21 protein-coding genes are annotated in these 19,793 nt (G+C 58.6%); 9 read left to right on the forward strand and 12 right to left on the reverse strand.

The features are described 5' to 3' along the window. Positions 1–20: 20 nt before the first annotated feature. A complete protein-coding gene (locus ACXAH8_RS09525) occupies positions 21–689 on the forward strand; it encodes a Crp/Fnr family transcriptional regulator (protein WP_170376330.1) in 669 nt (222 codons plus the stop codon). Between the two features lie 225 nt (positions 690–914). Here the strand turns inward: ACXAH8_RS09525 and ACXAH8_RS09530 are convergent, their stop codons facing one another. From ACXAH8_RS09530 to rpiA, 6 genes are all read right to left on the reverse strand, one after another. Further along, positions 915–2,351, reverse strand: a complete 1,437-nt coding sequence (locus tag ACXAH8_RS09530; protein ID WP_475218089.1) for a Do family serine endopeptidase — start codon at positions 2,349–2,351, stop codon at positions 915–917. Positions 2,352–2,536: 185 nt separating this feature from the next. Further along, complete coding sequence (locus ACXAH8_RS09535) at positions 2,537–2,731, reverse strand: DUF2065 domain-containing protein (RefSeq protein ID WP_475217849.1); 195 nt, start codon at positions 2,729–2,731, stop codon at positions 2,537–2,539. After that, the gene (hflC, locus tag ACXAH8_RS09540; RefSeq protein WP_170689879.1) at positions 2,731–3,609 is read right to left on the reverse strand and encodes a protease modulator HflC; all 879 of its coding nucleotides are present in this window, start codon (positions 3,607–3,609) and stop codon (positions 2,731–2,733) included. Before hflC ends, ACXAH8_RS09535 begins: the two co-directional genes overlap by 1 nt. Then, the gene (gene hflK / locus ACXAH8_RS09545) at positions 3,609–4,754 is read right to left on the reverse strand and encodes an FtsH protease activity modulator HflK (RefSeq protein WP_170470140.1); all 1,146 of its coding nucleotides are present in this window, start codon (positions 4,752–4,754) and stop codon (positions 3,609–3,611) included. The genes hflC and hflK overlap by 1 nt, the downstream gene beginning before the upstream one ends. 72 nt (positions 4,755–4,826) lie before the next feature. Next, the gene (gene gor / locus ACXAH8_RS09550) at positions 4,827–6,185 is read right to left on the reverse strand and encodes a glutathione-disulfide reductase (protein ID WP_475218091.1); all 1,359 of its coding nucleotides are present in this window, start codon (positions 6,183–6,185) and stop codon (positions 4,827–4,829) included. 124 nt (positions 6,186–6,309) lie between these two features. Next, on the reverse strand, positions 6,310–7,098 hold the full coding sequence (gene rpiA, locus ACXAH8_RS09555; protein ID WP_475217852.1) for a ribose-5-phosphate isomerase RpiA: 789 nt from the start codon (positions 7,096–7,098) through the stop codon (positions 6,310–6,312). 169 nt (positions 7,099–7,267) lie between these two features. Between rpiA and ACXAH8_RS09560 the strand changes: the two genes are divergently transcribed. From ACXAH8_RS09560 to ACXAH8_RS09575, 4 genes are read left to right on the forward strand one after another with little or no spacing between them, the layout of a single operon-like run. Beyond that, positions 7,268–7,969 carry a glutathione S-transferase family protein gene (locus ACXAH8_RS09560; protein ID WP_475218093.1) on the forward strand — a complete coding sequence of 234 codons (702 nt, stop codon included), beginning with the start codon at positions 7,268–7,270 and terminating at the stop codon, positions 7,967–7,969. A gap of 1 nt (position 7,970) precedes the next feature. Next, positions 7,971–9,344: an L-serine ammonia-lyase gene (locus tag ACXAH8_RS09565; RefSeq protein WP_170665369.1), complete on the forward strand. Its 1,374-nt coding sequence runs from the start codon at positions 7,971–7,973 to the stop codon at positions 9,342–9,344. Between the two features lie 21 nt (positions 9,345–9,365). Next, positions 9,366–9,782 carry a GFA family protein gene (locus ACXAH8_RS09570; RefSeq protein WP_475217855.1) on the forward strand — a complete coding sequence of 139 codons (417 nt, stop codon included), beginning with the start codon at positions 9,366–9,368 and terminating at the stop codon, positions 9,780–9,782. 45 nt (positions 9,783–9,827) lie between these two features. After that, positions 9,828–10,742: a DMT family transporter gene (locus tag ACXAH8_RS09575; RefSeq protein ID WP_475217857.1), complete on the forward strand. Its 915-nt coding sequence runs from the start codon at positions 9,828–9,830 to the stop codon at positions 10,740–10,742. Here ACXAH8_RS09575 and ACXAH8_RS09580 read toward each other — a convergent pair. Beyond that, a complete protein-coding gene (locus ACXAH8_RS09580) occupies positions 10,687–11,394 on the reverse strand; it encodes a thiamine diphosphokinase (RefSeq protein WP_475217859.1) in 708 nt (235 codons plus the stop codon). The genes ACXAH8_RS09575 and ACXAH8_RS09580 overlap by 56 nt on opposite strands. Positions 11,395–11,517: 123 nt before the next feature. Here ACXAH8_RS09580 and ACXAH8_RS09585 point away from each other — a divergent pair, with 123 nt between their 5' ends. Continuing rightward, positions 11,518–13,131 (forward strand): hypothetical protein, encoded by a 1,614-nt coding sequence (locus tag ACXAH8_RS09585; protein ID WP_475217861.1) that lies wholly within the window; start codon positions 11,518–11,520, stop codon positions 13,129–13,131. A gap of 176 nt (positions 13,132–13,307) precedes the next feature. Then, positions 13,308–13,868 (forward strand): N-acetyltransferase family protein, encoded by a 561-nt coding sequence (locus ACXAH8_RS09590; protein WP_475217863.1) that lies wholly within the window; start codon positions 13,308–13,310, stop codon positions 13,866–13,868. A gap of 151 nt (positions 13,869–14,019) precedes the next feature. Here the strand turns inward: ACXAH8_RS09590 and ACXAH8_RS09595 are convergent, their stop codons facing one another. The 5 genes from ACXAH8_RS09595 to nthA all read right to left on the reverse strand — a co-directional run bounded on the left by ACXAH8_RS09595 (position 14,020) and on the right by nthA (position 17,391). After that, on the reverse strand, positions 14,020–14,262 hold the full coding sequence (locus tag ACXAH8_RS09595) for a DUF2842 domain-containing protein (protein ID WP_170718223.1): 243 nt from the start codon (positions 14,260–14,262) through the stop codon (positions 14,020–14,022). Beyond that, on the reverse strand, positions 14,262–15,557 hold the full coding sequence (locus ACXAH8_RS09600) for an adenylosuccinate synthase (RefSeq protein WP_475217865.1): 1,296 nt from the start codon (positions 15,555–15,557) through the stop codon (positions 14,262–14,264). The genes ACXAH8_RS09595 and ACXAH8_RS09600 overlap by 1 nt, the downstream gene beginning before the upstream one ends. Before the next feature lie 219 nt (positions 15,558–15,776). After that, entirely contained in the window at positions 15,777–16,106 is a 330-nt protein-coding gene (locus ACXAH8_RS09605) for a nitrile hydratase accessory protein (RefSeq protein WP_475217867.1), read from the reverse strand. Further along, on the reverse strand, positions 16,103–16,780 hold the full coding sequence (gene nthB / locus ACXAH8_RS09610) for a nitrile hydratase subunit beta (protein WP_475217868.1): 678 nt from the start codon (positions 16,778–16,780) through the stop codon (positions 16,103–16,105). Before nthB ends, ACXAH8_RS09605 begins: the two co-directional genes overlap by 4 nt. After that, positions 16,777–17,391 carry a nitrile hydratase subunit alpha gene (gene nthA, locus ACXAH8_RS09615; RefSeq protein ID WP_475217870.1) on the reverse strand — a complete coding sequence of 205 codons (615 nt, stop codon included), beginning with the start codon at positions 17,389–17,391 and terminating at the stop codon, positions 16,777–16,779. The genes nthB and nthA overlap by 4 nt, the downstream gene beginning before the upstream one ends. A 150-nt stretch (positions 17,392–17,541) precedes the next feature. On the opposite strand from nthA, the gene secG reads away from it, so the two are divergent. After that, positions 17,542–17,907 carry a preprotein translocase subunit SecG gene (secG, locus tag ACXAH8_RS09620; RefSeq protein WP_170376300.1) on the forward strand — a complete coding sequence of 122 codons (366 nt, stop codon included), beginning with the start codon at positions 17,542–17,544 and terminating at the stop codon, positions 17,905–17,907. A 160-nt stretch (positions 17,908–18,067) separates the two neighbouring features. Then, complete coding sequence (locus tag ACXAH8_RS09625) at positions 18,068–19,711, forward strand: CTP synthase (RefSeq protein ID WP_170487733.1); 1,644 nt, start codon at positions 18,068–18,070, stop codon at positions 19,709–19,711. Positions 19,712–19,793 lie beyond the last annotated feature (82 nt).

The raw sequence follows: 19,793 nt of genomic DNA on the forward strand, positions 1-19,793 counted from the left end.
CTCCGGAGATTAGTACCCGAATGGCGGTATTCCCAAATAGCGGCTTCCTGTCCGATGCATCCGAAGGCCTGCGCGAGATGCTCTCGGCGCTGGCGACGGAAATCTCTTTGGATAAAAACGAAACCCTGTTCGATCAGGACGATGAAGGCGATGCGCTTTATGCCATTGTCGAAGGGACGCTCGAAGTGTCCTTCCTGGCCATGAGCGGCCGGAAGCTAGCGCTGACGCTCATGCGTCCGGGCGAAGTCTTCGGTGAGATTGCCCTTTTCGACAGCGGCCCTCGCACGGCCACTGTAGCGGCCGCCGAACCTTCTCGGGTTTTGCGGGTGCGTCGCCGGGACGTGATGGAGCAAATCCGTCAACATCCCGATCTTGCCGTTGATATGGTCCGTCTGGCCGGATTGCGCATGCGGTCGATGAGCTCGCAGTTGAACGAGCAGGTCTTTCTGCCGATGCCGATTCGACTGGCGCGCAAACTGCTGCACCTGTCGTCTCTGCAGGACGATCCCACGGAACGTATTACCCTGTCGCAAAGTGAATTGGCCGAATTCGTCGGGGCAACGCGTGAGGCCGTCTCGAAAACCATTTCGATCTGGAAGCGGGACAATGTGGTCGAGGCATCGCGGGGCGGATTGCTGATCCACGACATCGAAGCTTTGCGCGCTTTGGCTGAATCAGACTTGATCTGACCCTTTGTGATCTTGTTCACAGACGACTCGGAGGTCAGTGCCCTAGGGTAAACCTGTTACCGTAGGAGGTCAGTAATCATCCCCGATATCTGTCCACTGATCTCTCCCTGTACCTAAGCCATATGCCCAAAAGGCATATGGCTTATTTTCTTTCTGCCGGGCCTAAAAGGACATGAAAAAAGGCCGGAGAAACCCCCGGCCCTTTTCGGTAGTTATGTGATGAGCTTATTTTACAAGGCTCAACGCGACAAAGCGCGGGTCGCCGCCGCGGCGTACCAACAGCAGCAGCGATTTGCGCCCGGCTTCGGTAGCTTCTTCAATACGCGCCTCAAGGTCGCTGATGGATTCGACCTTCTGCTGTCCAGCTTCGGTGATCAGGTCACCCGCGCGCAGACCCTTGGCAAAGGCTTCCGAGGCTTCATCAACCTCGGTCACGACCAGACCGTCCGCCTCGGCATCCAGCCCCAGATCTTCACGCAGCGTATCTGTCAGCGGCGAAATGGTCAGGCCGAGAATGTCAGCGTTTTCATCACTTGGCGCGTCCGGAGTATCTTCCTCACTCGTCTCGGCACGCTCCGCATCCTCACGGCGCCCGAGTGTGACCAGAATAGTCTGAGTGCCACCGTCGCGATGTACGACCACGCGAACCGATTTGCCTACGGTCGTCTCACCGACCTGACGGACCAGACCGCGGGTATCCTCGACTTCGACCCCGTCAAAGCTGAGGATCACATCCCCTGCTTTCAGACCGGCCTCTTTCGCAGGACCCTCCGGTACATCGCTGATCAGCGCGCCACCGGGTTTGTCCAAACCCATCGCCTCGGCCATGTCTTCGGTCACATCCTGAATGCGCACGCCCAACCAACCCCGGCGGGTTTCGCCGAACTCACGCAGCTGGTCGACGACCTTGGTTACGACATTGGAGGCCATCGAAAACCCGATACCGATCGAGCCGCCGTTGGGAGACAGAATCGCAGTGTTCACGCCAATGACCTGACCATCCATGTTGAACAGAGGACCACCCGAGTTGCCCCGGTTGATCGCCGCATCGGTCTGGATGTAGTCGTCATAGGAGCCGCTGAGCGCACGATTGCGGGCCGAGACGATCCCCGCGGAAACCGAGAATCCCTGCCCAAGCGGGTTGCCCATGGCAATCACCCAGTCACCAACACGCGCCGTGTCGCTGTCGCCGAACTGAACGTATTGGAGAGGGCCTGAAGCCTCGACTTTCAACAGAGCGATATCGGTTTTCTCATCCGTGCCGATCACCTTGGCAGGCAGTTCCTTCACGGGTTGACCATCGCCGGGGAAGAACTCGATCAGGATCTCATCGGCCTCGGCGATGACGTGGTTGTTTGTAACGATAAAACCGTCTTCCGAGATCACGAACCCCGACCCCAGCGCGTTGCTGCGGCGCGGGCGGTCGCCATTATCGCCGTTGCGATCCTGAAACTCGCGGAAGAAGTCTTCGAACGGAGAGCCCTCGGGCACGATCCCCTGCGGCCCGGTCTGACCTTCGATCAGGGTCGACGTTGTGATATTGACCACCGCCGGACTGATCTGTTCGGCCAGCGGCGCAAGGCTTTCCCCTCGTGCATAAGCCGCAACCGTTTGCGCTGCGATCAGAACCATCGCTCCGAAGGTCAGCCACATCAGTCGCATGAAACCAACACCATCGTCCCGCCGGACGGAAATACTGCGCGCTTGTGCCTGCACTTGGAAACTCCTTGTCGTCAATTTCATACAGACCGCCCTAAGGCAGACTATCTTTCCACCCAATGTAGTCGGTTTGATCACGCTCGCAACTGAGGATCGCGGGGAAATCACCGGCAAGTGAGGTCAGCAGGTCAAAACCCCAGCTGATAGGCGCCCCAAAGCAGCACAAGACCGCTGACAACACAGAGCAGCCCTGCCAAACGCCGCGCTTGTTCTGGCAGCGCGCGCATCGCTTCTAACATACGTTCAATAAGCGAAGGGGCCAGCGCATAGGCCAGCCCCTCGACAATCAGCACCAGCCCAAAGGCCAGAAGGATCATACCCATTATTGGGTCGCCTGTCCGGTGGGCGATTTAAGGTAATTGAAGAACTCCGAATCCGGGCTGAGAACCATTGAGCTGTTCCCACCCTGCAACGCGCGCTCATAAGCTGACAGCGAGCGGTAGAACTCAAAGAACTCTGGGTCTTTGCCAAAGGCCTCGGCAAAGATCGCGTTGCGTTCGGCGTCTGCCTCACCGCGGATGATCTCGGCCTCGCGGTTAGCGTCTGACACCAATTCAACCACGGTCCGGTCAGCCTGCGCGCGGACACGCTGCGCGGCTTCATTACCACGGGCGCGTTCGTCGGTTGCTTCACGTTCCCGTTCGGCCTTCATCCGGTCAAAGGTCGCCTCCAAGTTCGCCTGCGGCAGATCGGTTGCTTTCAGACGCACGTCGATGACATTGACGCCCAGCGCCCGCGCTTCGGCAATTGCGCTATTGCGGATCCGCAGCATGAGGGCCGCACGGTCAGAACTGAGGATATCCCGCGAGGAGACCGAACCCAGAACTTCCCGAGTTTCCGCACGAAGGATACGGTCCAGACGGTCCTCGGCCACCGGAATACCGCCAACACCAACGGCCTGACGGAACTGCTCTAGATCCGAAATCCGGTAACGCGCGAAGGCATCGACCACCAGACGGCGGTCATCAAGGGGTGTCACCTCAAGCGGCTGCACGTCGATCGACAGGATGCGGTCATCATAGCGCACAACCTCTTGAATCAGAGGAATTTTAAACGCCAATCCGGGCTCTTCCTTGACCGCAACAACGCGACCAAACTGCAGAACCAGAGCGCGTTCACGCTCATCCACGATAAAGATCGAGGACAGAACACCGACAATCGCGAGGAAGACGACCGGTAGGATAAATGTCGTTTTACGCATCAGTTGCTCTCCGCTGCAGGGGTACGACGCAGTTCATTCAACGGCAGGTACGGCACAACGCCCTGCCCCGAGCCGCCGGTGTTTTCGTCAAGGATGATCTTGTCCACGTCACCCAGAACCTGCTCCATACGCTCCAGGTACAAACGCTTGCGGGTCACATCTGGTGCTTTGGAGTATTCCTCCAGAACCGCGCTGAAGCGGCTGGCCTCACCCTGTGCACTGTTGATCTGCTGGGCGCGATAGGCTTCGGCCTCTTCCAGAACCTGAGCAGCTTCACCGCGCGCTTCCGCGAGAACACGGTTCGCATAGGCATCCGCGACGTTCTGCAGACGATCCCGTTCCTGCGCAGCGGCCTGAACGTCACGGAACGCGGCAATCACGTCCTGCGGCGGGTCAGCCTTGTCGAAGTTCACGCGGACTATGTTCACACCCGAATCGTAGCTGTCCATTGTCGCCTGAATCAGTTCTTGCAGACGTTCTGCGATAATGCCGCGGTCTCTGTTCAGGATCGGAGCAAGTTCGCTTTGCGCGATAATCTCACGCATCGCCGATTCCGACACCGCCTGAATCGTTTGACGCGGGTCGCGCAGGTTAAAGAGGAACTTGGCGGGGTCGTTGATGTTCCAAACGACCTGATAGTCGATATCGACCACGTTTTCGTCACCGGTCAGCATCAGACCATCGTCGCTTCCACGAGCGCCGCCCATGTCTTCGTTCTGTTCCCGTGTAACAGGGATGACCTCGGCGGTCACAAAGGGCCAAGGCGCAAAGTTCAGACCGGGATTTCCAACAGCCGAGAATTCGCCAAGGAACAGTTCAACCGACTGTTCTTCGGGCTTAACGGTGTAAAAGCTGGCCGCAGCCCAGAGGCCGATCGCAACCAATGCGCCAATCGCCACGGTGCCTTTGGTAAAGATCGGACCACCGCCGCCACCGCCTGAACCGTTGCTGCCACGGCCACCGCCGCCGCGACCGCCCATGAGGACACGCAGCTGCTCTTGCCCTTTTTTCATCAGCTCATCGATCTCGGGGATCTGCGGGCTCTCCCCTTCGGGAGGCTTACGCCCGTCACCGTTGTTACCCCGATTTCCTCCACCACCAGAGGAGCCTCCGCCCCCCCAGGGGCCACCGCTGTTGCCCGCCATATGTGTCTATTCCCTTATGTTTGACCGCGTGATCACGGTGTTCCTTGTAACTTGGTTGCGCGCAGTTGCAAATCAAGCCGTGCGTACAGGTTGACGCATTGTCACCAGTTCTTCGGCCATGACCGGGTGAACTGCAACCGTGCGGTCGAAATCTTCCTTGGTCGCGCCCATTTTGACGGCAATGCCCGCCAACTGGATCATCTCACCCGCGCCAGGTGCCACGATGTGGCAACCCAACACCTTGCGCGTCGCTTGAGACACGATCAGCTTCATCAGAACCCGCTGAGTGCCACCGGCAAAGGATTTCTGCATCGGCTTGAACGAAGTCGCATAGACTTCAATCGGTTCCTGCGCTGCTGCCTCTTCCTCGCTGAGGCCCACGGTGCCGAATTCGGGCTGGGTGAAAATCGCGGTCGGGATCAGTTCATGATCCACTGGCGTCGGGTTGCCTTTGAAGACGGTCTCAACAAAGGCCATGCCTTCGCGGATCGCAACCGGGGTCAGGTTCACGCGGTCGGTCACATCACCAATCGCGTAGATCGAGGGCACGCCAGTCTGACTGTACTCATCCACAACGATCTCACCCTTGCGGCCACGCGAGACGCCCACGTCCTCAAGCCCCAAGTTATCCGCATTCGGAGTGCGCCCGGTGGCATACATGACCACGTCGAAATGATCCTCGGTCCCGTCTGTGGCTTTCACGCGGATCTTGTCACCCTCTTTCGTCATCTCAAGCACATTGGTGCCCAGACGTACGTCGATGCCGTTCTGGCGCATCTCTTCACAGATCAGGCCCCGCGCTTCTTCATCAAAGCCACGCAGGATCTGCGCCCCGCGGTAGAACTGAGTGGTCTTGACGCCCAGCCCGTTCATGATCCCGGCGAATTCACTGGCGATATAGCCACCACCGACGATCAGGATGCTTTCGGGCAGTTTCTCAAGGTGGAAGATTTCATTCGAGGTGATCGCCAGATCCGAACCGGGGAAGTCCGGCACAACCGGACGGCCACCCGTCGCAATCAGGATATGCTTTGCGGTTTTGCGCGTACCGTCGGCCAGTTCAACCGTATGCGGATCGACCATATGGGCACGCTGATCAAAGCTTTCGACACCGTTGTTTTTCAGGATGTTGCGGTAGATACCTTCCAGCCGATCAAGTTCCGTCACCAGCTTGCCATGAAAGGTGTTCCAGTTGAACGCTCCGGGCTGAATGTCCCAACCATAGGCTTGCGCGTCACCGACCATCCCCGAATATTCGCTGGCGAAGACCATAAGTTTCTTTGGAACGCAGCCGCGGATAACGCATGTGCCGCCGTATCGATCCTCTTCCGCCAGAGCCACTTTGGCACCGTTTTCACCCGCCGCTACGCGCGCCGCGCGGACCCCACCCGAGCCTCCGCCGATTACGAAGAGATCATAGTCAAAGCTCATGCTGGGTTCCTTCATTCAGCTTGCAAAATTCTTTGGATATCTGGGCGCGAAAACCGCCCTGCCAACCCCCAAAGGCGTAAATTTCCAGTATATTCCAACACGTCCTTGGGATGGCGCCTTCCACTCAGTCCGAAAAATCCGAAAACAGGTTGTCCTTGGCGCCATCAAGGAACTGGTCCAATTCAACGGTTCCGGCATTGATATCGCGCAGCTCGACCCGACCGTCGCCGTAGCCCACAACGACCTTGTCGCAGATATCTATGAACAGCCCGTTCTCGACGACACCCGGCACCTGGTTCAAAACCAGCGCCATCTGCCGGGCATTGCCGATCCGCTGCAGATGCAGGTCGAGGATATGGTTACCCTCATCGGTCACAAATGGGGCCTCACCATTCATGCGAAGGGCTGAATTGGTGCCAAGCACATCCATCGTATCCAGAACTTCTTCGATCAGCGTTCGAGTGGTCTGCCAGCCAAATGGGATCACCTCGACCGGCAGCGGGAATGCGCCGAGCGTTTCGACCTCTTTCCCGGCATCAGCGATCACCACCATCTGGTCGCTGGCAGTTGCCACGATTTTTTCCTGTAGATGCGCGCCGCCACCGCCTTTGATCAGGTTCAGATCACCGTCGAACTCATCCGCGCCGTCAATCGTCAGGTCCAACCATCCGGCCTGATCCAGCGACACGACCTCGATCCCGACTTCACGCGCCAGTTGCGCGGTTCGGGTTGAGGTTGGTACGCCCTTGATGCGCAGGCCTTCTTGCTGGACACGCTCGCCCAGACGGCGAACAAGCCAGGCGGCGGTCGAGCCGGTGCCCAGCCCCACCCGCATTCCGCCTTCGACCATGTCGGCCGCGCGGTACGCCGCAACGTATTTGGCTGTGTCGATTGGCGACAAATCCGCGGTCATTGGCAGTCTTCCCCAAATAGTCTGCAAGACTTATATGCAATGCTCCACCCAACTTCGAGACCCAATTCACGTCGCCCGGATGCGAAAGATGTCGCTCAATTGCGCGTTTCCTATCGGAAACGTCGCAAACAAGGCTTTTCAGGTTTCGGTTGCTGTATATCTAGTCCGTATGATGACGCCCTATCGCCTGCACTATGCCCCTGATAACGCCTCGCTGGTGATCCGGCTGGTGCTGGACGAAATGAGCCAGCCCTATGAGACAGTGCTGGTTGATCGTAGTCAGAACGCGCAAGACAGCGCAGCCTACCGAGCGTTGAACCCGAACGGGCTGATCCCGGTTCTCGAAACCCCTCATGGGCCGGTATTCGAAACGGCTGCCATTCTGCTGTGGCTGTCCGACAGCCATGGGCAACTTGCACCCGCGTCGTCCAGCCCTGACCGGGCCGCCTTTCTGAAATGGCTGTTTTTCGCGTCAAACACGCTCCATGCCGATCTGCGCATCCTGTTTTATGCCGAGAAATACATAGCCACGGAACAGGCCGAGACCCTGCGGGTCGGAATACGCCCAAGGCTGCGCACTCATCTGCAAAATCTGGACGCGGTCGCCGCGCAGGCACCGGAATGGCTCAGCGCTGATCAGCCGTCAGTACTGACATATTATATCGGCTGCATGATGCGATGGATGGCGCTTTACCCATCCAACGCGGACCGCAGCTGGTACCAACTCGCCGATACGCCCTATCTTCAGCGCATCCTAACACAGCTAGAGATGCGTCCCGCAACGCGAACGGCCATCGCCGCCGAAGGTCTTGGGGCCACGCCGTTCACATCACCCATTTATGCCAACCCTCCTGAAGGCTCAGCTATCTGACATGTTCCTCTCTGTCTTCGATATGTTCAAAGTGGGCATCGGCCCGTCCTCCTCCCACACCATGGGCCCCATGGTGGCCGCCGCGCGTTTTCTGGACATGATGCGCGCGTCGCCATTTGAATTTGCCGGGCTGCGCGGCTCACTACACGGCTCACTGGCCTTTACTGGGGTCGGTCACGCCACCGACCGCGCCACCATTCTTGGCCTCGCTGGGTTCGTGCCGGACACATATGACAACGACAAGGCCGAGGCCGCGCTGGCAGCGATTGCTGAGACGCACACCGTAACGCCCGAGGGGCTGCCGACTCTGGCCTTCAACCCCAAGACCGATCTGGTCTTTGACTACGACCACAATCTGCCCGGCCATGCCAACGGTATGATCCTGATGGCAACCGACGCGCAGGGCGATGTGATACTGCGGCAGGTCTTCTACTCGATCGGCGGCGGCTTTGTTCTGACCGAAGAGGAACTGGCCGCTGGCAAGGCCACAGACGAAGGCGCTCCAGTGCCCTTCCCCTTCAAATCGGCTGTCGAGATGTTGGAGATGGCCAAGTCCAGCGGCAAGTCCATTGCCGAAATGAAACGTGCCAACGAAATCGCACGTGGCTGCGCGGATAGCTTTGCCAAAGGCTCTGCCCGGCTGTGGCAGGTGATGAACGACTGTATCGAGCGTGGTCTGACCACCGACGGCATCCTGCCCGGCGGCCTCAGCGTGCGTCGCCGCGCAAAGGGTATCTATGATGCGCTGATGGCCGAGCGCGGTATGAACTTGACCGCGCCGCACACCATCAACGATTGGATGAGCGTCTATGCCATGGCCGTGAACGAGGAAAATGCGGCCGGAGGCCAGGTGGTCACCGCGCCAACCAACGGCGCGGCAGGTGTTCTGCCTGCAGTGCTGCGCTATTACCTCGATCACGTGCCCGGCGCATCCGAAAGCCATATTGAGGATTTCCTTCTGACCGCAGCTGCCATTGGGGGGTTGGTGAAATTCAACGCCTCGATCTCAGGGGCTGAGGCTGGATGTCAGGCCGAAGTTGGCAGTGCCTCGGCGATGGCTGCGGCTGGACTTTGCGCCGTGATGGGTGGCACGCCCGAGCAGGTCGAGAACGCCGCAGAAATCGCGCTGGAGCATCATCTGGGCATGACCTGCGATCCGGTTGCAGGGCTGGTTCAGGTGCCGTGCATCGAGCGCAATGGTCTTGGCGCGATCAAGGCGGTTTCGGCCGCGTCTCTTGCATTGCGCGGGGATGGGCAGCATTTTGTACCTCTGGACGCAGTGATCGAAACCATGCGTCAGACCGGGCATGATATGCATGAAAAGTACAAAGAAACCTCATTAGGTGGTTTGGCCGTAAACGTCCCGAACTGCTGAAGTCAGACAGGAGGTAGCGAAATGCGAGGACATTGTTTGTGTGGCAAGGTTGCGTATGAAGTTAATCCTCCGGTCTTGTCCTGTGTCTCCTGTCATTGCGACAGTTGCCGCCGCCAGTGTGCCGCTCCGATGACGACCTATTTCGGGGTGCGCGACGGCCAATGGCGCTGGACCGGAGAAGAACCGAAGCGCTTCAACTCTTCGCCAGGAGTTGAGCGGAGCTTCTGCCCACATTGCGGAACACCGATCTCATTTCGGTCAACCAAGATGTCGGACGTTCTTCACCTCTATGTCGCGACTCTAGAGAACCCTGAAGCCTTGGAGCCAACTCTTCATGTGTCACACGAAGAAAAGCTGACCTGGCTGAAACTGGGCGATGATTTGCCCACCTGCATCGGCCCGGACTACACCAAGGTTCAACCCCTTCCGGAGGCTTGAGAACAGAGCTTTTCTCGGCCCCGGGAAACCGCTAGCGTCGCGGCCATGACTCAGGATCGTCCCGTATTCGGCATCGTGTTGATGCTTGGTTTCTGTGTGCTCGCCCCGATGGGGGATGCGCTGGCAAAGCTGTTGGGGGAAACAACCCCACTGGCGCTGTTGGTCTTCGTGCGTTTTGCCATTCAGGCGGCGATCCTTGTGCCCTTGGTCGCGATGACCGGCAGGCCATGGCGCATGCGGGGTCGTATTCTGCGACTGACCGTGATCCGCACGCTTTTGCACATCGCAGGCATCACCGCGATGTTCTCGGCATTGCAGTTCCTGCCCTTAGCGGACGCGGTCGCCATCGCCTTCGTGATGCCCTTCATCATGCTGCTGCTCGGGAAATACATACTGAACGAAGAGGTCGGGCACCGCCGCATTGCGGCCTGTATCGTCGGGTTCGCCGGAACCCTTCTGGTCATTCAGCCCAGCTTTGCCGAAGTCGGGCTCCCCGCGCTTTTGCCCCTGATCGTCGCAGTTGTCTTTGCCTTATTCATGCTGGTCACGCGCCAGATCGCCAAAGAGACCGACCCGATGTCGCTACAGGCCGTCTCGGGCGTGTTTGCCACGATCATGCTTCTGCCGCTTCTGATCTGGGGAATGCAGTCTGATATCTGGGAGTTGTCGTTCACCCTCCCCTCGGGTAGCGAACACTGGCTGCTTCTGTCGATCGGGATATTGGGTACTGTCGCCCATCTGCTGATGACATGGTCGCTGCGCTATGCGCCCTCGGCCACGCTGGCACCGATGCAGTATCTTGAGATCCCCGTCGCCACCCTGATCGGCTGGCTGATCTTTCACGACCTGCCGAACGGTCTGGCTGCGTTTGGCATCCTGATCACGATCGCCGCAGGGCTCTATGTTATTCTGCGTGAGAGGGCCACGGCGCGCTCTGCCCCGACAGAAACGCCTGCATGACCTGATCCAGAGCGCTACGAGGCACCATCACCAACATGCCCGGGCCGTCCATCTGAAGCTCAAGCCTTGAAATGACACGGTTCGAGGTGCCCACCTGCCCGCTCGGATCAAATTGAAGTCCCTCGATCGGCCACTCCAACCCGCGGCTGCGCCCGGTGACTTGTTTCAGAGGAAAGAGAGAAACAACCGCGCCCGGCGTCAGATCCAACACGATGCGGGGCGGTACGTGGAACACGACCTCATGCGCGCCGATCAGAACGCAGGCCTTGTCCGGATACCGGACCAGAGTGTTCAAGACCGCCAATTGATGGTCTAGCCGCCCTCCCAGAAATCCAGCCCCCAACACGAAAGGAGACTGCACGTTCCGCAGCGCCTTGTCGAAATCCGTGCTGTCCTGTTCCGCAATCGGAAAAAGGCGATCCCGGGGAATACGAGCTCTGATTTCAGGGGACAACGAATCGAAGTCACCAATCACGGCATCCGGAATCCGCCCCGAATCGACCAGCACCGAGGCTCCGCCGTCTGCTGCGACTGCAATTGTGACGCTATTCAGCACCAAATTCAGGTCTTCAGGACCAATCTGCCCCCCTCCAAACAGCCCGATTGGGCCATCTGAACGTACAATAGCCCCATTTTTTCTAAGATTGATCATTTTTCCCGGATTTGGACACATTGAGACCACAAAATGATAGGTTCATGCAGTTAGTTCCGAGTCGATCGGGTTGCCCCTGTCCGGGCGGATCGGCTCAGTTAGTTTGTAAAGGACGCATGTCTGATGGTACAGAACAACAAGGTATTGACCGTTTCCTATGGGACTTTCTCGTGCACTTTGGAAGGGTTCGATGACTCTTTCGAGACTATGAAAGCCATAGCAGAATACTTCCGCGATCTTGCGGCGGAAGACAGATACTTTGGGTCTGAACCCCCGCAACCTGACGCCGAAATGCTGACGCGAATTGCACAGCGCGACAACGCGCAACAGGTAGAAGCGCGCCCAAGCGATACCGGCCTGCTCCTGCGCGCCACGGAAACACCCCCCCGTACTGAAACGCCCCCCTCCCCTGAAGCGACCCCGCCACAGGATAACGCCATGCCCCAATCGCCCGATCTGAATGTTGTCCAGCCGACCCCCTCTGCGACACCTGAAACAGACACTGCCGCGTCGTTCTTTTCCAAGGCTGCGCCGGTCGATGCCGACGCGGACCCGGCGCCCGATAGCCTGGCCGCCAAGCTGCAACGCATCCGCGCGGTTGTTTCCCATTCGGACGTGGATACGGACAACTATGCCGAGGAAGAGGTCGCCCCCCTAACGGCCGACGCCCCCGCGCCGATGGACGCTGTCTCAGCCGCCTTTGCAGCAGGTTCGCTGAGCCCCGAAGATCTGGCCCCTCAGGCCCCGGCCCCTACCGAGGCACCTGCAGTAGAAGCTATTGAAGAGGCACACGCGCCGGAACTGCGGGATGCGCCAGCCATGGAATCGGCGCCGCTCGATTTGCTAGATGAGACCCCAATGCAAATCGAGTTTAAAGACGCAGAGGAAGAAGAGACCCCCGAGGTGATCTTTGACGAAGATGCCGAGATGGCGACCAATGACAGCGATGAGGTTGAGAATATCCTCAGCCCTGCAGACGAAGCAGAAGACGACCAGCAAGGTGTTCTGACCGCTGAGGATGAAGAAAGCCTGCTCCTCGAGATTGACGAGATCGAAAAGGAAATGGATGCGCAAGAGACCATGGCGTCCTCGGATCTGGATCAGGATGTCTCGCGCCTGATGGCAAAAGCAGATGAGCAGATGGACGACCCGGCCGCTAGCGGCACGCGTGAGGCCTATTCCCATCTGCGTACGGCCGTTGCTGCAACCTCGGCGGAAGACGTGGCCAATCAGGCTGCGACTGATGAAGAGTATCGTGGCGATTTGGCCTCGGTCGTCAGCCCCCGCCGTCCGGATGATGTTCACGTTACCAGCAAACGCCCTGATACAGACATGGCGGCCCCTCTGAAACTGGTCGCCGAGCAGCGTATTGACACCCCCAACGCAGATACAGGCCCGGTGACCCCCCGCCGTGTCACCTCGGATCAGTCCGAGGACGCGTCAGAAGAAAGCGGCTTTGCACAATTCGCACAGGATCAGGGCGCGCAGTCTCTGTCCGACCTTCTCGAAGCGGCTGCGGCGTACTTGTCCTTCATCGAAGGGCAGGAACAGTTCTCGCGCCCGCAATTGATGAACAAGGTCCGCTCGCTGAAACAGGATGAGTTCAATCGCGAAGAAAGCCTGAAGTCCTTCGGGCAGCTTCTACGCGACGGCAAAATCGAAAAAGCTGGCGGAGGGCGCTTTGCGGCCTCAAGTGACATCGGTTTTCGCCCGGAAGGTGAACGCGCCGTAGGCTGATATCCTCTATTTCGCTACCGAGAGTGGGTCGGAGATTTCTTCGACCCATTTTTCTTGCACTAACGCTATGGAATCTCGATGCGGACATGATGTCGCTATGCTGCATTGCAGAAAAATGATATTATCTGAGTAAAGGTAACAAATCTTTCAGTTCGTGTTCAAATCAAGGCTCCGCCATGTATGAACTACCTATTCGACGCCTCAGAGCATTCGACAAGCCCAAAATAGAAAGCCATTTCAAGAGCCTCGATGCAGAAGCACTGACATCTCGATTTGGCGTACCGGTCAGCCCGGCCTTTGTTGAGAAGTACCTCTCAGGCATATTCAAAAATTCTGCGCTGGTATTTGGCGCGTTCCCCGATTCCTGCCTGCGCGGTGTCGGTGAATTACGCGCCGTTCCGGACAGCCCTAGCCATGTGGCTGAACTGGCCTTTACCGTTGAAACAGTCTGGCAGGACTTGGGGATCGGCGATGCACTGCTGTCGCGGATAGTCACTGCAGCCCGCAATCGTGGATTTCGCGAAATACATATGTTGTGCCTTGCCACCAATCAAAAAATGCGTCGGCTGGCTGCAAAACATGAGGCCGAGCTGAAACTGACGACAGGACAGATCGAGGCGACCCTGACGGCGCCCTGGCCCACCCCCTTCAGTGTCGCCGAAGAAATCTCGGGCGAGTATCATGCCATGGCCCGAGCGATACTAAGTTGGTCGGGAAACGATCGACGAACCGGCTAAGAACAGACCTAGACGCGCAGCGCCTATGACGGCCAACTGCACTCGTAGAACCGGACAGCCCGAAGCTGAAACTTCGGACTTGCCCTCATCTCACTGTCTCGGTGTTGCGCAGGGAAATGAAGCAAGCCTGTGACCCAAGCAGAGATACTGATCAGTCGGGCTTCTGGTCAGGATCTTCTTTCCCGACGCCCTTGAACACGAACTTGAAGGGCAAAGCCCACAGAATGCCCAGCGCCACGTAAACCAACAGCTCAAGCCAGATCGGAGGACGGTCCAGCCAGTTCACTACCGTGACCACGGCGACAATATAGACAGGCAGGCCGATCACAAGAATGAACAGAGACCAACGCCTGCGCGCCTTGTAGCTGAGGCCGGGTGTCTTACCGTCCGACATCAGTCTTCAAACGGGTCGGTCACCAGGATGGTGTCGTCCCGCTCCGGGCTGGTGGACAGCAGCGCCACTGGGCATTCGATCAGCTCTTCGACCCGGCGCACGTATTTGATCGCGTTTGCGGGCAGATCCGCCCAGCTACGCGCGCCTTCGGTGGATTCGCTCCAACCGGGCATCTCTTCGTAGATGGGCGTGCAGCGCGCCTGCTGATCGGCTGCGGTCGGCAGATAGTCCAGACGCTCGCCATCCAACTCGTAGCCGGTGCAGATCTTCAGCGTTTCGAACCCGTCCAACACATCCAGCTTGGTCAGAGAGATCCCATTCACTCCGCTCGTCGCGCAGGTCTGGCGCACCAGACAGGCATCAAACCAGCCGCAGCGACGCTGACGACCCGTGGTCGTTCCGAATTCGTGGCCACGCTCGCCCAGTCGCTGACCATCAGCGTCCTCAAGCTCGGTCGGGAACGGCCCCTCTCCTACACGGGTGGTGTAGGCTTTGACGATCCCCAGCACGAAGTCGATCGAGCCCGGCCCGATCCCCACGCCTGTCGCCGCTTGACCGGCAATCACGTTCGAGGACGTCACGAAAGGATAGGTACCAAAGTCAATATCCAGCAGCGCACCTTGCGCGCCTTCGAACAGGATACGTTTGCCCGCCTTGCGCTTTTCGTTGAGAACCTTCCAAACCGGAGCCGCAAAAGGCAAAATTTCTGACGCAATTTCTTTCAGTTGCGCCAAGAGAGCATCGCGGTCAACAGGTTCAATCCCCAGACCTTTGCGCAAAGGATCGTGATGCTGCAACGCGCGATCAACACGGGCTTCCAGCGTCGCCTCGTCGGCAAGATCGGCAACACGCACCGAACGTCGTCCGACCTTGTCTTCGTATGCGGGGCCAATCCCGCGCCCCGTGGTACCAATCTTTGTCCCTTTGCTCGCTGCTTCCTCGCGCGCGCGGTCCAGCTCACCATGGATCGGCAGAATCAGAGGGGTGTTCTCGGCAATCATCAGCGTCTCGGGCGTGATCTCAACGCCCTGAGCGCGGACAGTCGCGATTTCTTTGACCAGATGCCACGGGTCCAGCACCACGCCATTGCCGATCACGCTGAGCTTACCGCCGCGTACTACGCCCGAGGGCAACGCATGCAGTTTGTAAACCTCGCCATCAACAACCAGAGTGTGGCCGGCATTGTGCCCGCCCTGAAAACGCGCGATCACGTCTGCCCGCTCGCTGAGCCAGTCGACGATCTTGCCTTTTCCTTCGTCACCCCATTGGGCGCCGACAACAACCACGTTGGCCATATCCGGTCCTTTTCGCGAAAAGATATCAAACTCGGCTGATATAACGAGGCTCAGACGGTAGGGAAACCGATATTTCGCCGCATCTGCAAATCGCGCTGTGCGCGATGCCTCCGGCGGGGATATTTTTAGCCAGATGAAGTACGGATCCCCTGCTTCATCTGGCCGAAAATATCCCGGGGGAGTCGCCACAGGCGACGGGGGCAGCGCCCCCAACTCGCTTTACGGCAAACGGACCGGATTACCATGAGGCGTGGTCAGATAAGCCTCTTCCCAAGCTCCCTGCAGCAAGGTGACCTCATCCGAGCGTGCATCTCCTTGTTCAGCCAACAGGGCTTCAAGGGTTTCAAGCCATGCGTGGAAGTAGTCATCCCCGCCATCCAGTTCTTTGTTCAGACCGTTCCGTTTCAACGTGTTCGAAAACCGGGCGGCCCAGTCGGGCCAGTCAAAACGCCCAGCCTCGTTCAAGGCGACAGTTACCGCAAAGACCTGCGCATGCCAGGGTTCCGAGAACACAGGCTCTGGCGCGGTGACTGTGATGCAGTTGCTCATGCAGGCTCCAGATAGGATTGCCACAGGTCCAGTACCACTTCGTCCTTGGGGTGTTCCGGATTGACCCATAGCTCGGACGCCAGGAAAGATACGGCATAGAGAGGTTCTGGGGCCTCTCCCAGCCCGTGGGCATTGGAATCGGGTAGAACATGCGTTCCGTGCAGGCGTACGATCCGCCCTCGGGCCCCAGCGGCATAGTTCGGCAAACGTGTGTGCCCACCATCCACCAAACGGTTCGCGGAGGGTCGCACTGTTTTCACCATCTGCCCGACCTCGAACTGCGCCGCGATGTTCGAGTTGCGGTCCGCAGGTCCGCCTTTGGACAACGCAGCTGCGACGGCTTGCGCTTTCAACATGCGGTCCGCCAGTGAATGATCCCCGACCGAGGTTCCCCCGCGCAGGTCTTCGAAGGTCAGCACCCCTTTGGCGACCAACAGATCGGCCAGCCCAGAGATCCATTTCTCATAGTAGGAAAACCGGGTGTAGTCCTTCGGCGACAGCTGCTCACGCGCATGGCGCGATGTATCAATGTTCCATTGCCCCAAAAAGCCCGAGGCCAGCGTTACGGCCAAGGCCCGCGCGTGCCAGTCCTCGGCAAAGATGGGTGCGTCTTCAGCTTCCGGGTTGATCGGGCCGTCGCCGAACCGCCCTCCCATATCGTGAACGCGCGTCATGACGCCTCCTTGGGCAGGCCAGTACCGATCATGCTATCGCGCGTGACTAAAGCCGCGAGTTCCTCTTCGCCCAACCCTTCTGTCCCCTCGGGGCGCATGGGCAGCACAAGGTAGCGAATCTCGGCCGTAGAGTCCCAGACGCGTACCGCTGTACCTTCGGTTAGCGTCACACCAAACTCGGCCAGAACCTTGCGCGGCTCGCGCACGGCGCGTGCGCGGTAGGCGTCAGATTTATACCAGCCCGGCGGAATGCCCAGCAGCGGCCACGGGTAGCAACTGCACAGCGTACAAACGACCATGTTGTGTTGCTCCGGCGTATTTTCGACCACCACCATATGTTCGCCCTGACGACCATAGTAGCCAAGCTCAGCCACGACTGGTGTCGCATCTTCTAGCAATGCAGCCTTAAACGCAGGATCGCTCCAAGCCTTGGCGACAACGTGCGCGCCGTTCTGCGGGCCGATCTTGTTCTGGTAGGTGTCGATGATTTCATCCAGCGCCGCCGGGTCAATCAAACCTTTCCGAGTCAGAATCGTTTCGAGAGCTTTGACGCGCAGCGCGGGTTCGGGGGGCAACAAGGCGTGCGGGTGGTCAGAATGGTCATGAGGCATGGCCGCAGGGTGCGCCAAGCTTGACCGATCTGTCCAGTCCCTTTGGCGTGATGTGCAACATCATCAACTGTGATGCCAACTCGTGACTTGCCCCCAGAACCAAACTTGCATAAGTACCACGCGATACACGCCACGCTGTACAGGACCACCATGGAAAACGTCGTTCTCATCATCCATCTTCTTCTGGCTCTGGGCCTGATCGCCGTCGTTCTGATGCAGCGGTCCGAGGGTGGCGGTCTTGGCATGGGTGGCGGTGGCGGCGGCGCCATGACAGGCCGCGCGGCTGCGACGGCCCTGGGCAAAGTGACCTGGATCCTGGCCGCCTGCTTTATCGTCACCTCGATCACCTTGACGATTCTGGCAGCGCAGAAGTCCTCGGGCAGCTCGGTCATCGACCGTTTGGGCGTTCCGGCCCCGGCCGCGACTGAAGAAAGCGCACCTGCGGTTCCGTCTGCAGATGACCTGCTGCCTCCGGCGCAGGGCGACAACGCTCCGCTGATCCCGCAGGCCGACTAAGCCACAAAACCTAGAAACCTGAAAGAGAACTGCAACAGCATCTTGCGGTTCTCTTGCGCTATTGGCGCGAATCCTTTATATGTAAAGTCCCGTGATGCAGCGGTTTTTCGGAACCGTCGGGCAGCTGATTTTGACGTCTCACGGGAGCAGCCGAAAAAACATGGCGCGTTTTATTTTCATCACTGGTGGTGTGGTTTCGTCCTTGGGTAAAGGGCTGGCCTCGGCGGCTCTGGGATCGCTTTTGCAGGCCCGGGGATACTCGGTGCGTCTGCGCAAGCTGGACCCCTATCTGAACGTCGATCCTGGCACAATGTCGCCTTTCGAGCATGGCGAAGTTTTCGTCACTGATGATGGCGCCGAAACCGATCTGGACCTTGGTCACTATGAACGCTTCACCGGTGTGGCCGCACGCAAGACCGACTCGGTCAGCTCGGGGCGGATCTATTCCAACGTGTTGGAGAAAGAACGCCGCGGAGACTACCTCGGCAAGACCATTCAGGTGATCCCACACGTCACCAATGAGATCAAAGATTTCATCGCGATCGGTGAGGATGAGGTCGATTTCATGCTGTGTGAGATCGGCGGCACCGTGGGCGATATCGAAGGCTTGCCCTTCTTTGAAGCCATCCGTCAGTTCAGCCAGGACAAGCCCCGCGGTCAGTGTATCTTTATGCACCTGACGCTCCTGCCCTACATCAAGGCCTCGGGTGAGCTGAAAACCAAGCCGACCCAGCACTCGGTGAAAGAGCTGCGCTCGATCGGCCTGGCCCCCGATATTCTGGTTTGCCGGTCCGAAGGGCCGATCCCCACGAAAGAACGTGAAAAGCTGGCCCTGTTCTGCAATGTGCGCCCTGATAGCGTGATCGCGGCGCAGGACCTGTCCACCATCTACGACGCGCCTCTGGCCTATCATAAGGAAGGTTTGGATCAGGCGGTTCTAGACGCGTTCCAGATCAGCCCTGCCCCCAAGCCCGATCTGGCCAAATGGGAGGACGTCAGCGACCGTATCCACAACGCCGAAGGCGAGGTGAAGGTTGCGATTGTAGGTAAATACACCCAGCTTGAAGACGCCTATAAGTCGATTGCCGAGGCGCTGACCCATGGCGGCATGGCGAACCGCGTCAGAGTCAAGATCGAATGGGTCGATGCTGAGGTGTTCGACCACGAAGATGCCGCCCCCTATCTGGAGGGCTACCACGCAATCCTCGTTCCCGGCGGTTTCGGCGAACGTGGCACCGAAGGCAAGATCAAGGCCGCGCAATACGCGCGCGAGCACAAGGTGCCCTATCTGGGCATCTGTCTTGGAATGCAGATGGCTGTGATCGAAGCCGCGCGCAATGCGGCTGGTATCACCGAGGCGGGCTCGGAAGAGTTCGACCACGAGGCAGGTAAGAAACGGTTTGAACCGGTGGTCTATCATCTCAAGGAATGGGTGCAGGGCAACCACAAGGTCGAACGCAAAGTGGGCGACGACAAGGGCGGCACCATGCGCCTTGGCGCCTACAACGCGGTTCTCGCCGAAGGGTCGAAAGTTGCGAATGTCTATGGCGGCACCCAGATCGAGGAACGCCACCGCCATCGCTATGAGGTCGACATCAAATATCGCGAGCAGCTTGAAAAAGCGGGTCTAAACTTCTCGGGCATGTCCCCCGATGGCCGCCTGCCCGAGATTGTCGAATGGTCGGATCACCCGTGGTTCATCGGCGTTCAGTATCACCCCGAGCTAAAATCCAAGCCGTTCGACCCGCATCCCCTGTTCCGCGACTTCGTACGCGCGGCCAAGGACAGCTCTCGACTGGTCTGATCCGGTCGCTGCAACGTGATGTACCGACACAATTAAGCGCTTAGGATTCTGGCGTCATGGGATTAACTGTTGAACGAGTTTC

Source organism: Ruegeria sp. ABV3_008 (assembly GCF_056161185.1).

What these genes read in the sequence shown, in the direction of transcription:
- ACXAH8_RS09525 (WP_170376330.1), top strand. Translation starts at nt 21, where the DNA reads ATGGCGGTATTCCCAAATAGCGGCTTCCTGTCCGATGCATCCGAAGGC.
- ACXAH8_RS09530 (WP_475218089.1), bottom strand. Translation starts at nt 2,351, where the DNA reads ATGCGACTGATGTGGCTGACCTTCGGAGCGATGGTTCTGATCGCAGCG.
- ACXAH8_RS09535 (WP_475217849.1), bottom strand. Translation starts at nt 2,731, where the DNA reads ATGGGTATGATCCTTCTGGCCTTTGGGCTGGTGCTGATTGTCGAGGGG.
- hflC (WP_170689879.1), bottom strand. Translation starts at nt 3,609, where the DNA reads ATGCGTAAAACGACATTTATCCTACCGGTCGTCTTCCTCGCGATTGTC.
- hflK (WP_170470140.1), bottom strand. Translation starts at nt 4,754, where the DNA reads ATGGCGGGCAACAGCGGTGGCCCCTGGGGGGGCGGAGGCTCCTCTGGT.
- gor (WP_475218091.1), bottom strand. Translation starts at nt 6,185, where the DNA reads ATGAGCTTTGACTATGATCTCTTCGTAATCGGCGGAGGCTCGGGTGGG.
- rpiA (WP_475217852.1), bottom strand. Translation starts at nt 7,098, where the DNA reads ATGACCGCGGATTTGTCGCCAATCGACACAGCCAAATACGTTGCGGCG.
- ACXAH8_RS09560 (WP_475218093.1), top strand. Translation starts at nt 7,268, where the DNA reads ATGATGACGCCCTATCGCCTGCACTATGCCCCTGATAACGCCTCGCTG.
- ACXAH8_RS09565 (WP_170665369.1), top strand. Translation starts at nt 7,971, where the DNA reads ATGTTCCTCTCTGTCTTCGATATGTTCAAAGTGGGCATCGGCCCGTCC.
- ACXAH8_RS09570 (WP_475217855.1), top strand. Translation starts at nt 9,366, where the DNA reads ATGCGAGGACATTGTTTGTGTGGCAAGGTTGCGTATGAAGTTAATCCT.
- ACXAH8_RS09575 (WP_475217857.1), top strand. Translation starts at nt 9,828, where the DNA reads ATGACTCAGGATCGTCCCGTATTCGGCATCGTGTTGATGCTTGGTTTC.
- ACXAH8_RS09580 (WP_475217859.1), bottom strand. Translation starts at nt 11,394, where the DNA reads ATGATCAATCTTAGAAAAAATGGGGCTATTGTACGTTCAGATGGCCCA.
- ACXAH8_RS09585 (WP_475217861.1), top strand. Translation starts at nt 11,518, where the DNA reads ATGGTACAGAACAACAAGGTATTGACCGTTTCCTATGGGACTTTCTCG.
- ACXAH8_RS09590 (WP_475217863.1), top strand. Translation starts at nt 13,308, where the DNA reads ATGTATGAACTACCTATTCGACGCCTCAGAGCATTCGACAAGCCCAAA.
- ACXAH8_RS09595 (WP_170718223.1), bottom strand. Translation starts at nt 14,262, where the DNA reads ATGTCGGACGGTAAGACACCCGGCCTCAGCTACAAGGCGCGCAGGCGT.
- ACXAH8_RS09600 (WP_475217865.1), bottom strand. Translation starts at nt 15,557, where the DNA reads ATGGCCAACGTGGTTGTTGTCGGCGCCCAATGGGGTGACGAAGGAAAA.
- ACXAH8_RS09605 (WP_475217867.1), bottom strand. Translation starts at nt 16,106, where the DNA reads ATGAGCAACTGCATCACAGTCACCGCGCCAGAGCCTGTGTTCTCGGAA.
- nthB (WP_475217868.1), bottom strand. Translation starts at nt 16,780, where the DNA reads ATGACGCGCGTTCACGATATGGGAGGGCGGTTCGGCGACGGCCCGATC.
- nthA (WP_475217870.1), bottom strand. Translation starts at nt 17,391, where the DNA reads ATGCCTCATGACCATTCTGACCACCCGCACGCCTTGTTGCCCCCCGAA.
- secG (WP_170376300.1), top strand. Translation starts at nt 17,542, where the DNA reads ATGGAAAACGTCGTTCTCATCATCCATCTTCTTCTGGCTCTGGGCCTG.
- ACXAH8_RS09625 (WP_170487733.1), top strand. Translation starts at nt 18,068, where the DNA reads ATGGCGCGTTTTATTTTCATCACTGGTGGTGTGGTTTCGTCCTTGGGT.